Consider the following 13,542-nt stretch of genomic DNA (forward strand, 5'->3'; position numbering starts at 1 on the left):
TTGCCCATCCTGCCGGCAGTTCGCTCCCAACCATCGATTGCACACACCGTAAAAGCGCATGCGGTCATCGGCAATCAACCCATGGCCGCGGCCAATCATTTGGGTTAATCTGCGTGCGCTGTGTGTGACTGTGTATGGCTGCTTTATGACTATCTGCACAAGAATGACTATGCGTACAAAGTATTCGCTCGCTACCGCTGCCTTGCTTGTTGCAGCAAGCAGTCTCCCCGCATCGGCGGCTGCGCAATCGACATCGCCCCTCACACCGCTGATGATGCAGCAATGGACGTTGGGCCAGGAACTGGGCAGATATGGCCTCGCGCAGAATGATCCACAGGCACTGCTGGTGGCGGCAAAGCTCCAGCGCCTTTCCGGACTGCAACCATCCCGGGCAGTCATCGAAGGTGATCGCAAAGGTGTGATCGATCAGACAGATGCCGCCACCTTGCTTGCTCGCGCCAAAGAGTTGGCGAAGGATCGGCCCGAATTACGGACACTTATCGACGAAGCATCGGCTGCACGTCGCAGCAGGGGAACACTTATTGGCCCGCAGGTTCAACCCTTGGTAATCGGTGCACGTGGTGTGAAGCCCATCCAGCTTTCGGTGAAACCTCAGCAAAAGGCGTTTTTCGGCATTGCGAGCGATCACATGCAGGACATTGCACTGTCAGTTCAAGGGCCGAAAAGCGAACCATTGTGTGAACCCGCGCACTCCGGGGGCGAACTGATGTGTGAGTGGATGTCGGGAGACGTGCCAGATGTGCGTGTCGTAGTCACCAACCGCAGCGCCAATGCCGTTCTGCTGACTTTCTTCCATGATTGATGGTCTGAGCCATCGTGGCTGGCGCGCCACCAGCAGCGTGGTGCTGGCAGTTGCTTGCCTGGCCGGGTGCACGGTCGTAGGCAGCCGCCCTGGTTTGAGCTATCGCAACGAACCTGATACCGGGCGGTCGTTTGTGCAGCCGCTCGTGCCGGTCCCTAGAGCAGCAACGGAATGGATTGCTGATCGGCCCCAGTTCATCGGTGTTGCCATCAGTGGAGGCGGCAGTCGATCCGCCAATTTCGGCATGGCAGCTCTTCTGGAACTGGACAATTTGGGGATCTTATCGGAGGTGGATGCCATCTCTGCAGTCAGCGGGGGGGCAATCCCTGCCGCGTACTTCGCTGTGAATGGTGCTGCCCCTGACTGGGCGGACCAAGGTCGACGTGTGGCAGCAACCGATTTCGCCATGCCCCTCATCGGGAAATTGCTCAATCCCGTCAATTTGCTGTCGACCACTTTTACGGACCTGGATCGCAGCGACCATCTCGCTCATTTGTTCGAGGAAAAGCTGTTCGCAGGCAAGCAGGTGACCTTTGGCGAACTGGGACCGAGAGGACCGCGTCGCCCGGCGGTATATTTCAACGCAACGGATACCACCAACGGAGGCACGCCCTTCGTGTTCAGTGACCAGCAGTTTCTGCGCTCCACGGGCTCCGACCTCAGCCGGTTTCCGCTGGCCTGGGCCATGGCGTCCTCCGGCGCGTTTCCAGGTGTTTTCAATTCCGTGACATTGCGCCGGTACAGCCTCGATCCTGCAAAGCGGCGCGAAGATGCGGATGCCCCGGATGACCGACGCTTCGTACATCTGATTGACGGTGGCCCGAGTGACAACCTGGGCGTGGAGTCGTTGATCCGTCTGGCGCGCGAACACCATGTCAAGCGCCTCAACGCGGGGCAGCCATCTCAGGGATGCATGATCATGGTGGTGGATTCGCATGTTCCCAGCGCGGGTGTATCAGAAATGCGGCAGTCGGACCGCCGCAATTTTGGATCTGTGCTGATTGACCTGAACTTCCTTGACGCCATAGATGCGATGCTGTCCAACCGCCGCGAGCAAACGCTGGCAAAAATGGGGATCCGACGGGACGTTCCACTCGGGCAATACAACGTGGAACTATCGCCTGGACTCTGGGACTACAAGATCCGCCCATACCGCCGAACCAGTCAGTTCGCCATCGAGTATTACCACTTCCATGGGCGCGCATTTACCGAGGCCCAGTACTTCGCGCCGGGCAACGTGCTGAACCTTGCCGCCCAGCAGATGCCCGAGCGAAGGCAGTTCGAATGCCATGTGTGGCATATCGCGTTGGACGAGATCCAGGCGGTCGTGCCCTGGCGGGATCGCGATGGAGTGCAGCAGCCGCTGGATCTCCATACGGAACGGGACAAGGCGATCTTTGCCTATCGCTCCCGGCTCGGTCGTCTTGTCAGCCAGGTGGCCACCAGCTATCGCCTCAGCGGCGCCCCCAACTGCAGTCAGAAGCAGTTACAAGATCTGCTCTACGATGCCGCGCGCATCGCAGTTCGACAAGACCGGATGTCACTCGCGGCGGTCTGCGGATGGTTCGCACAGCGCGGCCTTAGCAGTGAAGGTCGTTGTGCTCTTGAGCAGGAAATTCTGTTCCGTCCGGAGCTGGAGGTTGCGCCCATACGCAAACCTTTGAACTTGACAGAATCTGAACAAAATACCGACAGGTTTGTGAAGTGCGTAGCCGAACAAACACCGGGCGGGAGCACGCCTGCAATGCTCCCTGAGCCCCTCCTGCTGCGTTGAGGGTACGGGTTGGGCCGCGGCTGCCCCGATCGGGTACCAAATTTTTGAGGGGACCAGCGATGATGCGATTCACGGCCAGAACAATGGACACCAAACGTTTGCTCACACGCGCGTTGTTGGCGGTAGCCCTGTTGACAACATCGGCGCAGGCAAACGCCCCACTCGACGTACGCATCGCCCTGGTCATCGGAAACTCTGCCTACCCAGGCAACGCGGCGCTCACAAACCCGGCCAATGATGCCAAGGCAATGGCGGAGCAGCTGCGCAAGCTGGGCTTCCAGGTGCTGGAGTTGCGCGATGGATCGCGCGATCAGATGACCCAGGCCATTGATGCTGCGCGCAAGCAGCTCCAGGGCAAAAACGGGGTTGGCATGCTGTACTACGCTGGACATGGTATGCAGATCGACTGGCGCAACTACATGGTGCCGGTGGATGCGCGCCCCAGAAGCGAACAGGATGTCGTGACGCAGTCAGTTGACCTGGATGCCGTGGTGAGCGCCTTCAAGCAGGCGGGCAATCGCGTCAACATTCTGGTGCTTGACGCTTGTCGGAACAACCCGTTTGAGGGCACAGCTCCGGCCAAAGGACTTGCTCAAATTGACGCTGTGCCTGGCACCTTCCTCGCGTACGCTACGGCGCCAGGCAATACTGCCGACGATGGAGAAGGCAGCAATGGTCTGTACACCGGCTACCTGTTGCAAGAGCTGGCCAAACCTACGGCGCGTATTGAGGACGTGTTCAAGCGGGTGCGACTACAGGTACGGCAAAAGAGTCGGGGCAGCCAGATTCCTTGGGAAAGTACCAGCCTGGAGGAGGACTTCGTCTTCAACGATGGACGAAGCTCCGGCACGATTGTTTCCACCACGCCCGTGCCCAAGCCCAAGCCGGAGGAACGCGATCAGTTGTTCCTTCGCGAAAAGGCCGACTGGGATCGCATCAAACAGTCACGGAACCCGGACGATTTTTACGCATTTCTGCAAACCCATCCGAATGGAATGATCAGTGAAGCGGCGCAGAGCCAGCTGGATCAACTCTCGAAACCCCAGATCACAGCCACCCCAGTGCAGGGCCGTCACACAGTCCAGCGGGACGTCCGTGTAGGCGACGAAATTGAACAGGTTTATCGCGACTACCTGACCAAACTTGAGACACGGAGGGAAACCCTGCGCGTTACGGCCATCAAGGATGGCGTTGTTGAAATCAACAACGGCCAACAGATAGTGAACCTCACAGGCGGCACGATCCGCAACGATTTCGGTGCAGTTTTCGACCCTCCCCTTCAGGTGCTGCCTGCAGACGATTTCCAGATCGGCAAGAAATGGATCACGCGCTCGCAAATGGCCTTGCCCTCAACATCGGAAACCCCGGGCGGTCTGACCGGATGGGTAGAGCAAGAGATGAAAGTAGTGGCGTACGAGCAAATCACCGTAGTGGCAGGGACTATGTCGGCGTACCGCGTTGAGGGCATCCTGAGCACGCAAAGCGGCGCGTCCGGGAAGATAACCTACTGGATCACCAGCAACGGGTCTATTGTGAAACTTGTCCGTGAGGTCAAGATCCGTCGCCGTGATGGAGGAACCAGGGACGACAGCTGGACACGCGAAGTGTTGCGTATTCACAAACCACGCTGAATTCGTGCACGCACCCAAGCCATGGGAGCAACACCAAACCTCGTCGGCGGCTGGCAGGTGGCGCCTCGCGGCTCGTTGACATCCCCCTTTACGCACCCTCTTCCGGCCAGTCGCGGATATAGGCCTTGAGCATCTTGTTCTCAAAGTTCTGGCTGTCCACCACGGCCTTGGCCACGTCATAGAAGCTGATCACGCCCATCAGCATGCGGCGGTCCATCACGGGCATGTAGCGCGCGTGGCGGTCCAGCATCATGCGGCGCACTTCGTCCATGTCGGTTTCGAGCGTGCAGGTCAGGGGTGCATCGTCCATGGCGGTGCGCACCAGCATCGTGCCCACGCCGCCCCCGTTTTTGACCAAGGCCTGGATCACCTCGCGAAACGTGAGCATGCCCACCAGGTCGCCATGCTCCATCACCACCAGCGAGCCAATGTCGCGCTCGGCCATCAGGCTCACGGCACCTGCCAGCGGCTCGTCCGGCGATGCGGTGTACAGGGTGTTGCCTTTGACGCGAAGGATGTCGCTGACTTTCATGGTGCGGAGTCTCCGGGGGATCGGAAAGAATCGGAAAGAGTGTGTGTGGGCCCGCAGAGACCAGCAAATCCATTGGGGTTGCCCAGGGGCTGCAGGCGGTGTGTCGGCAAATATAGCCCACAATGCCCGCCTGCATTGACAACATGGGAGACATACAGATGCCCGGTTACTCCGACCCCGGCTTTGACACGCTGGCGCTGCACGCAGGCGCAAGCCCCGACCCCGCCACCGGCGCGCGCGCCACGCCCATCCACCTGACCACTTCGTTCGTCTTCGAATCGAGCGACCACGCAGCGTCGCTCTTCAATCTGGAGCGCGGCGGCCATGTGTACAGCCGCATCAGCAACCCCACCAATGCGGTGCTGGAACAACGCGTGGCAGCACTGGAAGGTGGCGTAGGCGCGATTGCCACCGCCAGCGGCCAGGCCGCGCTGCACCTGGCGATTGCCACGCTGATGGGCGCAGGCAGCCACATCGTCGCCAGCACGGCGCTGTATGGCGGGTCGCAGAACCTTCTGCACTACACGCTGTCGCGTTTCGGCATCGAGACCACGTTTGTGAAGCCCGGCGACATCGAGGGCTGGCGCGCTGCCGTGCGGCCCAACACCAAGCTGTTCTTTGGCGAGACTGTGGGCAACCCTGGCCTGGATGTGCTGGACATCCCCACCGTGAGTGCTATCGCGCATGAGGCCGGTGTGCCGCTGCTGGTGGACTCCACCCTGACCTCGCCCTGGCTCATCAAGCCCTTCGAGCATGGCGCCGACCTGGTCTATCACTCGGCCACCAAGTTCCTCTCGGGGCACGGCACGGTGGTGGGCGGCATCGTGGTGGATGGCGGCAGCTTTGACTGGGACGGCCCGAAGTCGGCCGGCAAATTTGCCGAGCTGACGCAGCCCTACGACGGCTTTCACAACATGGTGTTTACCGAAGAAAGCACCGTGGGCGCTTTTTTGCTGCGCGCGCGGCGCGAGGGCCTGCGCGACTTTGGCGCCTGCATGAGCCCGCACACCGCCTGGCTCATCCTGCAAGGCATCGAGACCCTGCCGCTGCGCATGGCGCAGCACATGCGCAACACCGAGAAGGTGGTGGAGTTTCTGGCAGCGCAGCCCTTTGTGTCACGCGTGGGCCACCCGTTGCTGGAGTCTCACCCCAGCCATGCCTTGGCGCAAAAGCTGCTGCCGCGCGGCGCTGGGTCGGTGTTCAGCTTCGACCTCAAGGGCAACCGCGAGCAGGGCAAGAAGTTCATCGAAACCCTCAAGGTCTTCAGCCACCTGGCCAACGTGGGCGACTGCCGCAGCCTGGTGATCCACCCGGCCAGCACCACGCATTTCCGCATGAGCGACGAAGCGCTGGCGGGCGCAGGCATCAGCCAGGGCACGATCCGCCTGTCCATCGGCCTCGAAGATGCCGACGACCTCATTGACGACCTGAAACGCGCGCTCAAAGCCGCAGAAAAGGCAGGGGCCTGACCATGCACATCCAAGTCAACGGCGCCGCCATCTACTGCTACACCGGCGGCAAGGCATTTGATGCCGCCAAACCGACCGTGGTGTTCATCCACGGCGTGCTCAACGACCACAGCGTGTGGGCCCTGCAAAGCCGCTACATGGCCAACCACGGCTGGAACGTGCTGGCCATCGACCTGCCGGGCCACTGCCGCAGTGGTGGCGATGCGCCCGCCACGGTGGAGCAAGGCGCGGACTTTATCGGCGCTCTCCTGGATGCTGCGGGCGTGCAGCGCGCAGCGCTGGTGGGCCACAGCTGGGGTTCACTCATTGCCATGGAGGCGGCCGCGCGGCTCAAGGACCGCATCAGCCACCTGGTGCTGGTGGGCACGGCGTTCCCGATGAAGGTGTCGCCCGCACTCATCGAAGCGTCACAGACCGACCCCGAGAAGGCGATGCGCATGGTCAACGTGTTCTCGCGCAGCACCCTGTCTGCGCCGCCGTCGGCCCTGGGCCCGGGCACCTGGGTGTTTGGCGCGGGCATGGCGCTGGGGCGCAAGGTGCTGCGCAGCAATACGGCGGTCAACGTGTTCCACCGGGGGTTTGTGGCCTGTGACAGCTACGCCGGCGGCGAAGCGGCCATGGCGCAACTGACCTGCCCCGTGCTGTTTGCGCTGGGCAGCCAGGACCAGATGACGGCGCCCAAGGCCGCACAGGGTCTCGTCAAGGCCGCTCAGGCTGCTGGCAAGCAGGTGCAGATTGCCCACCTGCCCGTGGGCCACAACCAGATGACCGAGGCGCCAGAGGAAACACTCGCCGCCATCCGGGACTTCCTGGCGCGCTGACTCCCCGGCACGCTGGCAGACCCGCCGGGGCTTTCCAAACCTATTCAAGGTGGCAGACCCGTTGGCGACAGCGCACCCGCACTGCCCCGCTGGTGCGCGCCGGGGTCACGGCGTATAACGCGTGCAGAGCCCCAACGCCGCCCGGAGACAACGCCATGACCACCCAGACTGCCACCCCGCAACCCGCGCCCAGCACGGACCCTCGGGCCTTCAAGCGCTTCGCGGACTTCTACCCGTTCTACCTGAGCGAGCACGGCAACCGCACGTGCCGCCGCCTGCACTTTGTGGGCTCCACGCTCACCCTGGTCTGCCTGGCCATGCTGGTGGCCACGGGCAAGCCGCAGTACCTGCTGTATGGCCTGCTCTGCGGCTATGGCTTTGCGTGGGTGGGGCACTTCGGCTTTGAGAAGAACAAGCCCGCCAGCTTCAAGCGCCCGCTGTACAGCTTCATGGGCGACTGGGTGATGTACAAGGACATCTGGACGGGGAAGGTGCGGCTGTAGCACGTTCAGGCACAAAACGGGCTCCAGCGCTTTGCAGATAAGCGCCACAAGCTATACATTTAATAGCAATCAGAATTCCGTATCGGCCCCAGGTGCCGGCACCACGGCGCTCGGCGGCACGACGAACGCAGGGCTCACCCCGGCTGCAGCACGTCGGCCAGGTGCAGGGCCTCCAGCCGTGCATGGGTCCACAAGGGCGTCAGGCTGTCCACCCGCTGCAGCAGCAGTTTCTGCAGCAACGGGGCCAGCAAGGTGGTGTCGGGGTCGGCCAGCAACACATAGCGGGACTCCGGCACATCGGTAGCGTTGGCGGCAGCATCGTTGACCTGGCCTACCCAGTCCAGGCCGGTCAGCGCATCCAGCACTGGCCCCAGTTGCAGCACGTCCACGCGCAAGAGCTGCGCAAGCTGCGTGGGGCGCAGGCCTTTGATGCTGTGACGCCGGGCGCGGTGCAGCTCCTGCAGCACCTCCACCGCAAGCTGAAACGTCCAGCCCGCCACCGTGCCGCGCCGCGCCACCCCGGCCAGCAGGCTGGGCAGATACGCCGTCACCACCGCCCCCAGCAGCACAATCACCCAGGCCACGTAGATCCACACCAGCAGGATGGGCAAGGTGGCAAAGGCACCATAGACGACGGAATAGGTGGGCACCTTGCCCAGATAGAGCGCCAGCACCTTCTTGGCCAGCTCGATGCCCACCGCCACAAAGAATCCCCCTGTCCACGCATGGCGCCATTTCACGGGCGTGTTGGGCACATAGTGGTACAGCGACGCCATCCCGCCCGCCAGCAACACAAACTGGATCGAGTCGAACAGCAGCTGCACGCCATCCGGCAGCCGCTTGACCAGCCCGCCGGACGCGGACATCACATACGAGGTGACTGCGAGGCTTGCGCCCATCAGCAGCGGCCCCAGAGTGATGGCGGCCCAGTAGATCAGCACCCGCTGCCCCAGAGGGCGCAAACGCGGCACACGCCAGATGTCGTTGAGCGTTCGGTCAATGGTCAGGATCAGGGCCAGCGCAGTGGCCAGCAGGATGCTGAATCCCGCCACCCCCAGACTGCTGGCCTTGGCCGCAAATTGCGTGAGGTAACCCAGCACCTGGCGCGAGATGCTGTCGGGCACCAGGCTGCTCACCAGCCAGCCCTGCAGCGCATCCTGCAGCTTGCTGAAGATGGGGAACGCGGTGAACACCGCCAGTGCCACCGTGAAGAACGGCACCAGCGCGAGCACGGTGGTAAACGTGAGGCTGCTGGCCGTGAGCCCCAGGTGGTCCTCACGAAACCTCTCGCGCAAAGTCTGGGCGGTGGTTTTCCAGGGGAAGTGCGACAGCTCGGCCAGCAGCAGCTCCAGGCGCTGGGCCACTGCCTGTAAGGACAAGGACATGGCCGATATGATGCCACCCCAATGACCCCATCCCCTCAAGCCCCTTCCCCTGCGCTCTCCGTGCCCGACAACGGCGTTGCCGCTACCCGCTGGACGGCCACCGCAAGCCTGCTGGGCCTCATTGTTTTGTGTCTGGCCTGGGAGCTGGTGCTGGCGCCGCTGCGCCCCGGGGGCTCGTGGCTCGCTCTCAAGGCGCTGCCGCTGTGCATTCCCCTGGCCGGCATCCTCAAGAACCGCATGTACACCTACCGCTGGGTCAGCCTGGTGATCTGGCTGTATTTCACCGAGGGGGTGGTGCGCGGCTGGAGTGACCAGCCGCCGTCGCAGTGGCTGGCCTGGGTCGAAATAGCACTGTGCCTGGTGCTGTTCACCGCCTGCACGCTGCATGTGCGCCTGCGCCAGCGCAACGCCCGGGCAGCGGCCGCCGCCGCCCAACCCTGACCCCGGCCACCCCCTGTTTGATGGAAGTCCCCAGCCCATGACCACCTTGCTCGACACCCTGCGCACCATCGTTGGCACCGCCCATGTAATCACCGAAGGCGACCTCTCTGCCTGGGAGCAGGACTGGCGCCGCCGTGTGCGCGGCAAGGCACTGGCCGTGGTGCGCCCCGCCAGCACACAAGAGGTGGCCGCCGTGGTCAAGGCCTGCGCAACAGCAGGCACCGCCATCGTTCCGCAAGGCGGCAACACCGGCCTGGCCGTGGGCTCCACGCCCGATGACAGCGGCACGCAGATTGTGCTGAGCCTCACGCGCATGAACGCCGTGCGCAGCGTGGACACCGACAACCTCACCATGACGGTGGAGGCCGGCTGCATCCTGCAGAACCTGCAGGACGTGGCGCAGAACGCGGGCGTGCTGTTCCCCCTGAGCCTCGCGGCGGAAGGCAGCTGCACCATTGGCGGCAACCTGGGCACCAACGCGGGCGGCACACAGGTGGTGCGCTACGGCAATGCACGCGACCTGTGCCTGGGCCTCGAAGTGGTCACAGCCCAGGGCGAGGTGTGGGATGGCCTGAAGGGCCTGCGCAAGGACAACACCGGCTACGACCTGCGCGACCTGTTCATCGGCAGCGAAGGCACGCTGGGCATCATCACCGCCGCGACGATGAAGCTCTACCCCCAGCCTGCCGCACGCCTCACCGCCTGGGCCGCCGTGCCATCCATGGAACACGCGGTGGCGCTGCTGGGCCTGGCGCACAAGCAGCTGGGCGCGGGCCTCACGGGCTTTGAAGTGATGGGCCAGTTTGCGCTGAGCCTGGTGGGCAAACACATGCCGCAGCTGCGTGTGCCCTTCCTGGGCGACGACAACGCGCCCTGGTGCGTGCTGCTCGAAAACTCCGACAGCGAATCCGAGGAACACGCGCGTGCAAGGTTTGAGTCACTGCTGGAGACGGCGTTTGAAATGGGCTGCGTGACCGATGCCGTCGTGGCCGAGAACCTCACGCAGGCGCACCAGCTCTGGCACATCCGCGAGAACATTCCGCTCGCCCAGGCCGAAGAGGGCCTGAACATCAAGCACGACATCTCGGTGCAGATCTCGCGCATCCCCGCCTTCGTGGCCCACACCGACGCAGTGCTGCAGCGCGAGATCCCCGGCGTGCGCCTGGTCAACTTTGGCCACCTGGGCGATGGCAACCTGCACTACAACGTGCAGGCACCGGCCGATGGCGATGCCAAGGCCTTCCTGCGCGAGCATGAACAGCACGTGCACCATCTGGTGTACGAAGCCGTGGCGGAGTTTGGCGGCTCGTTCTCGGCCGAGCACGGCATTGGCGAGCTCAAGGCCGACAAGCTCGCCAAGTACCAGTCACCTGTGGCGCTATCGATGATGCGCGCCATCAAGCAGGCGCTGGACCCGCAGGGCATCATGAACCCCGGGCGGGTGCTGCAACTGCCTGGCTAAGCGGTGAAGCAGCGGCGCCAACCGTTGTCTACCACTATCAAAAAAATAGCTGCAAGCGCTTTATCATCAAGCGCCAGCGGCCATTTTTTGCAAATTTCAGTGGGCAATGCAACGAGCCCCATCGGCTGTGAATGAGCAGGGCCCGCCACCCCCTCGTCAAAGCACCTGCGCCTGGGCTGCGCCTACACACCCGACCAAGCCCCCGTACCGGGCTGTCCCCTAGAATCCTGCGACGCACGCTCCCGGCACCGTCGGCGCCTTGCGGTGGCGAGCCTCGCACCCAATCACCCGTGATGAGCACCCCAGCAGTTCCATGAACCAGCCCCTTTCCACCCCCTCTTCCGCCCGCCCCGTGCGCTCCCAGTACGAAGACTTCATGCGCCACGTGTTCACGCAAGGCGTGGAAAAGTCGGATCGCACAGGTACGGGCACCCGGAGTGTGTTCGGCTACCAGATGCGGTTTGACCTGAAGGAAGGATTTCCGCTGGTCACCACCAAGAAGGTGCACCTCAAATCCATCATCCAGGAACTGCTGTGGTTCCTGACGGGGTCGAGCAACAACAACTGGCTCAAGGAGCGCGGCGTCACCATCTGGGACGAGTGGGCGCGCGAGGACGGCGACCTCGGCCCTGTGTACGGCGTGCAATGGCGCAGCTGGCCCGCGCCCACCCCGGACAATCCCCGCGGGCACATCGACCAGATCAGCGACGTCATCCAGACACTCAAGACCAACCCCGACTCGCGCCGCATCATCGTCAGCGCCTGGAACGTGGCCGAGCTTTCCAAGATGGCGCTGATGCCCTGCCACGCGTTCTTCCAGTTCTACGTGGCGCCAGCGCAAGAGCCCGATGGGCGCGGCACGCTGAGCTGCCAGCTGTACCAGCGCAGCGCCGACATCTTCCTGGGCGTGCCCTTCAACATCGCCAGCTATGCGCTGCTGACGCACATGGTGGCGCAACAGTGCGACCTGGACGTGGGCGACTTCATCTGGACGGGCGGCGACTGCCACATCTACAGCAACCATCACGAGCAGGTGCAGACGCAGCTGGCGCGCACGCCCTACCCGTACCCTACGCTGCACATCAAGCGCCGTCCCGAGAGCATCTTCGACTACGAATACGAGGACTTTGAGGTGCTGGACTACCAGTGCCACCCGGCCATCAAAGCCCCTGTGGCCGTCTAAAGCCATGGACATCGCCCTCATCTACGCCCGCGCTGCCAATGGCGTCATCGGCAAGGACAACGCCATTCCCTGGCACATCCCCGAGGACATGGCGCACTTCAAACAGCTCACCCAGGGCTGCCCGGTCATCATGGGCCGCAAGACCTGGGACTCGCTGCCCCCGCGGTTCCGGCCACTGCCCGGGCGCACCAACATCGTGTTGACGCGCCAAGCCCACTGGCAGGCCGAGGGCGCGCGCCGCGCCGACAGCCTGGCCGATGCGCTGGCGCAGTGCCCGGCCGACGGCACGGTGTGGGTGATTGGCGGCGCGCAGATCTACGCCGAGGCCCTGCCCCTGGCCCAGCGCGTGGAGGTGACCGAGATTGCGCGGGACTTTGACGGCGACGCTTACGCACCCGCTCTGGGGCCGGAATGGGTGGCGACCGGGCAGAGCGCACACATCAGCGCCAGCAACGGCTTGCCCTTCCGTTTTGTGCGTTACGAACGGCGCTGAGCGGTCGGCGACCCCTGCCGTGCAACGATGCGATCACTTCTAAATTCATAGCATTTGGCGCTTACCCATAAAGCGCTGGAGGCCAAAAACATGCAAATCGCCACCTGGAACGTCAACTCCCTCACCGTCCGTCTGCCCCAGGTGCTGGCCTGGCTTGCAGCCAACCCGGTCGATGCGCTGTGCCTGCAGGAACTCAAGCTCACCGACGACAAGTTCCCGCACGACGCGTTCAAGGAAGCAGGCTATGAGGCCGTGACCTTCGGCCAAAAGACGTACAACGGCGTGGCCATCCTGAGCCGCCACCCGCTGCGCGACGTGGTGCGCAACATTCCCGGACACACGGACGAGCAGGCGCGCGTCATCGCCGCCACGATGGACACGCCCGCTGGTGAACTGCGGCTGGTGAACTGCTACTTCGTGAACGGCCAAGCCCCAGGCACCGAGAAGTTTGCCTACAAGATGCTGTGGCTCACCGCCCTGCACCGCTGGCTGCGCGAAGAGCTGCTGGCCCACCCGCACCTGGCGCTGCTGGGCGACTTCAACGTGGCGCCCGAAGACCGCGATTCATTCGACCCGGTGGGCCTCAAGGACACCATCCACCACACGGTCGAGGAGCGCCAGCATTTTCAGGACCTGATTGCTCTGGGCCTGACCGACACCTTCCGGATGTTCGAGCAGCCCGAGAAAAGCTACTCGTGGTGGGACTACCGCATGCTCGGGTTTCAGAAAAACCGGGGGCTGCGCATCGACCACATTCTGGTCAGCGAGGCGCTGCGCGCCAGCGTGACCGCCTGCACCGTAGACCGCGCCCCACGCAAGAACCCCCAGCCCAGCGACCATGCGCCCGTGGTACTCACCATGGCGTGATGTGGGGCGCCAAGCTGATCATCGGGTGCGAGTGGGCATGACAGATAACGCATTGCGTAAAGGAAGCAAAAAAGCTGCAAGGGGTAAACCTTGCAGCTTTTTTTATGTACCCGATCCACTACCGCATCCGTGTGCGGCGATCGGGTTAACCCGGCACG

Annotated in this window: 13 protein-coding genes; 11 read left to right on the forward strand and 2 right to left on the reverse strand. The window is 63.2% G+C overall.

Annotated features, from left to right (window positions below):
- Positions 1-169 precede the first annotated feature (169 nt).
- From AAFF19_RS15705 to AAFF19_RS15715, 3 genes are all read left to right on the forward strand, one after another.
- Positions 170-823: a hypothetical protein gene (locus AAFF19_RS15705; protein ID WP_182118412.1), complete on the forward strand. Its 654-nt coding sequence runs from the start codon at positions 170-172 to the stop codon at positions 821-823.
- A complete protein-coding gene (locus AAFF19_RS15710) occupies positions 816-2,597 on the forward strand; it encodes a patatin-like phospholipase family protein (RefSeq protein WP_182118411.1) in 1,782 nt (593 codons plus the stop codon). Before AAFF19_RS15705 ends, AAFF19_RS15710 begins: the two co-directional genes overlap by 8 nt.
- Before the next feature lie 83 nt (positions 2,598-2,680).
- Positions 2,681-4,228 (forward strand): caspase family protein, encoded by a 1,548-nt coding sequence (locus AAFF19_RS15715; protein WP_182118410.1) that lies wholly within the window; start codon positions 2,681-2,683, stop codon positions 4,226-4,228.
- Between the two features lie 88 nt (positions 4,229-4,316).
- Here AAFF19_RS15715 and AAFF19_RS15720 read toward each other — a convergent pair whose 3' ends face one another.
- The gene (locus AAFF19_RS15720; protein ID WP_182118409.1) at positions 4,317-4,760 is read right to left on the reverse strand and encodes a CBS domain-containing protein; all 444 of its coding nucleotides are present in this window, start codon (positions 4,758-4,760) and stop codon (positions 4,317-4,319) included.
- A 158-nt stretch (positions 4,761-4,918) separates the two neighbouring features.
- On the opposite strand from AAFF19_RS15720, the gene AAFF19_RS15725 reads away from it, so the two are divergent.
- The 3 genes from AAFF19_RS15725 to AAFF19_RS15735 all read left to right on the forward strand — a co-directional run bounded on the left by AAFF19_RS15725 (position 4,919) and on the right by AAFF19_RS15735 (position 7,553).
- A complete protein-coding gene (locus tag AAFF19_RS15725; RefSeq protein ID WP_008906694.1) occupies positions 4,919-6,229 on the forward strand; it encodes an O-acetylhomoserine aminocarboxypropyltransferase in 1,311 nt (436 codons plus the stop codon).
- A gap of 2 nt (positions 6,230-6,231) precedes the next feature.
- A complete protein-coding gene (locus AAFF19_RS15730) occupies positions 6,232-7,050 on the forward strand; it encodes an alpha/beta hydrolase (RefSeq protein WP_008906693.1) in 819 nt (272 codons plus the stop codon).
- Positions 7,051-7,205: 155 nt separating this feature from the next.
- Positions 7,206-7,553 carry an Mpo1-like protein gene (locus AAFF19_RS15735; protein ID WP_342720530.1) on the forward strand — a complete coding sequence of 116 codons (348 nt, stop codon included), beginning with the start codon at positions 7,206-7,208 and terminating at the stop codon, positions 7,551-7,553.
- 134 nt (positions 7,554-7,687) lie between these two features.
- Here AAFF19_RS15735 and AAFF19_RS15740 read toward each other — a convergent pair whose 3' ends face one another.
- The gene (locus AAFF19_RS15740) at positions 7,688-8,938 is read right to left on the reverse strand and encodes a YhjD/YihY/BrkB family envelope integrity protein (RefSeq protein WP_008906691.1); all 1,251 of its coding nucleotides are present in this window, start codon (positions 8,936-8,938) and stop codon (positions 7,688-7,690) included.
- A 21-nt stretch (positions 8,939-8,959) separates the two neighbouring features.
- Here AAFF19_RS15740 and AAFF19_RS15745 point away from each other — a divergent pair, with 21 nt between their 5' ends.
- The 5 genes from AAFF19_RS15745 to AAFF19_RS15765 all read left to right on the forward strand — a co-directional run bounded on the left by AAFF19_RS15745 (position 8,960) and on the right by AAFF19_RS15765 (position 13,384).
- Positions 8,960-9,379, forward strand: coding sequence for a DUF2069 domain-containing protein (locus AAFF19_RS15745; RefSeq protein WP_034695513.1), 420 nt, complete (start codon positions 8,960-8,962; stop codon positions 9,377-9,379).
- Positions 9,380-9,416: 37 nt separating this feature from the next.
- The gene (locus tag AAFF19_RS15750) at positions 9,417-10,841 is read left to right on the forward strand and encodes an FAD-binding oxidoreductase (RefSeq protein WP_342720531.1); all 1,425 of its coding nucleotides are present in this window, start codon (positions 9,417-9,419) and stop codon (positions 10,839-10,841) included.
- 313 nt (positions 10,842-11,154) lie between these two features.
- Positions 11,155-12,024 (forward strand): thymidylate synthase, encoded by an 870-nt coding sequence (locus AAFF19_RS15755; protein WP_008903619.1) that lies wholly within the window; start codon positions 11,155-11,157, stop codon positions 12,022-12,024.
- 4 nt (positions 12,025-12,028) lie between these two features.
- Entirely contained in the window at positions 12,029-12,517 is a 489-nt protein-coding gene (locus tag AAFF19_RS15760; RefSeq protein ID WP_008903620.1) for a dihydrofolate reductase, read from the forward strand.
- Between the two features lie 90 nt (positions 12,518-12,607).
- Positions 12,608-13,384, forward strand: a complete 777-nt coding sequence (locus AAFF19_RS15765; protein WP_182118403.1) for an exodeoxyribonuclease III — start codon at positions 12,608-12,610, stop codon at positions 13,382-13,384.
- Positions 13,385-13,542: the final 158 nt, after the last annotated feature.

The organism is Acidovorax sp. FHTAMBA (assembly GCF_038958875.1).
Classification (GTDB): Bacteria; Pseudomonadota; Gammaproteobacteria; order Burkholderiales; family Burkholderiaceae_C; genus Acidovorax.

Excerpts from the sequence above, each read along its gene's own strand:
- AAFF19_RS15725 (WP_008906694.1), top strand. The coding sequence starts at position 4,919 with ATGCCCGGTTACTCCGACCCCGGCTTTGACACGCTGGCGCTGCACGCA.
- AAFF19_RS15760 (WP_008903620.1), top strand. The coding sequence starts at position 12,029 with ATGGACATCGCCCTCATCTACGCCCGCGCTGCCAATGGCGTCATCGGC.
- AAFF19_RS15745 (WP_034695513.1), top strand. The coding sequence starts at position 8,960 with ATGACCCCATCCCCTCAAGCCCCTTCCCCTGCGCTCTCCGTGCCCGAC.
- AAFF19_RS15715 (WP_182118410.1), top strand. The coding sequence starts at position 2,681 with ATGGACACCAAACGTTTGCTCACACGCGCGTTGTTGGCGGTAGCCCTG.
- AAFF19_RS15720 (WP_182118409.1), bottom strand. The coding sequence starts at position 4,760 with ATGAAAGTCAGCGACATCCTTCGCGTCAAAGGCAACACCCTGTACACC.
- AAFF19_RS15750 (WP_342720531.1), top strand. The coding sequence starts at position 9,417 with ATGACCACCTTGCTCGACACCCTGCGCACCATCGTTGGCACCGCCCAT.
- AAFF19_RS15730 (WP_008906693.1), top strand. The coding sequence starts at position 6,232 with ATGCACATCCAAGTCAACGGCGCCGCCATCTACTGCTACACCGGCGGC.
- AAFF19_RS15755 (WP_008903619.1), top strand. The coding sequence starts at position 11,155 with ATGAACCAGCCCCTTTCCACCCCCTCTTCCGCCCGCCCCGTGCGCTCC.
- AAFF19_RS15740 (WP_008906691.1), bottom strand. The coding sequence starts at position 8,938 with ATGTCCTTGTCCTTACAGGCAGTGGCCCAGCGCCTGGAGCTGCTGCTG.
- AAFF19_RS15705 (WP_182118412.1), top strand. The coding sequence starts at position 170 with ATGCGTACAAAGTATTCGCTCGCTACCGCTGCCTTGCTTGTTGCAGCA.
- AAFF19_RS15710 (WP_182118411.1), top strand. The coding sequence starts at position 816 with ATGATTGATGGTCTGAGCCATCGTGGCTGGCGCGCCACCAGCAGCGTG.
- AAFF19_RS15765 (WP_182118403.1), top strand. The coding sequence starts at position 12,608 with ATGCAAATCGCCACCTGGAACGTCAACTCCCTCACCGTCCGTCTGCCC.
- AAFF19_RS15735 (WP_342720530.1), top strand. The coding sequence starts at position 7,206 with ATGACCACCCAGACTGCCACCCCGCAACCCGCGCCCAGCACGGACCCT.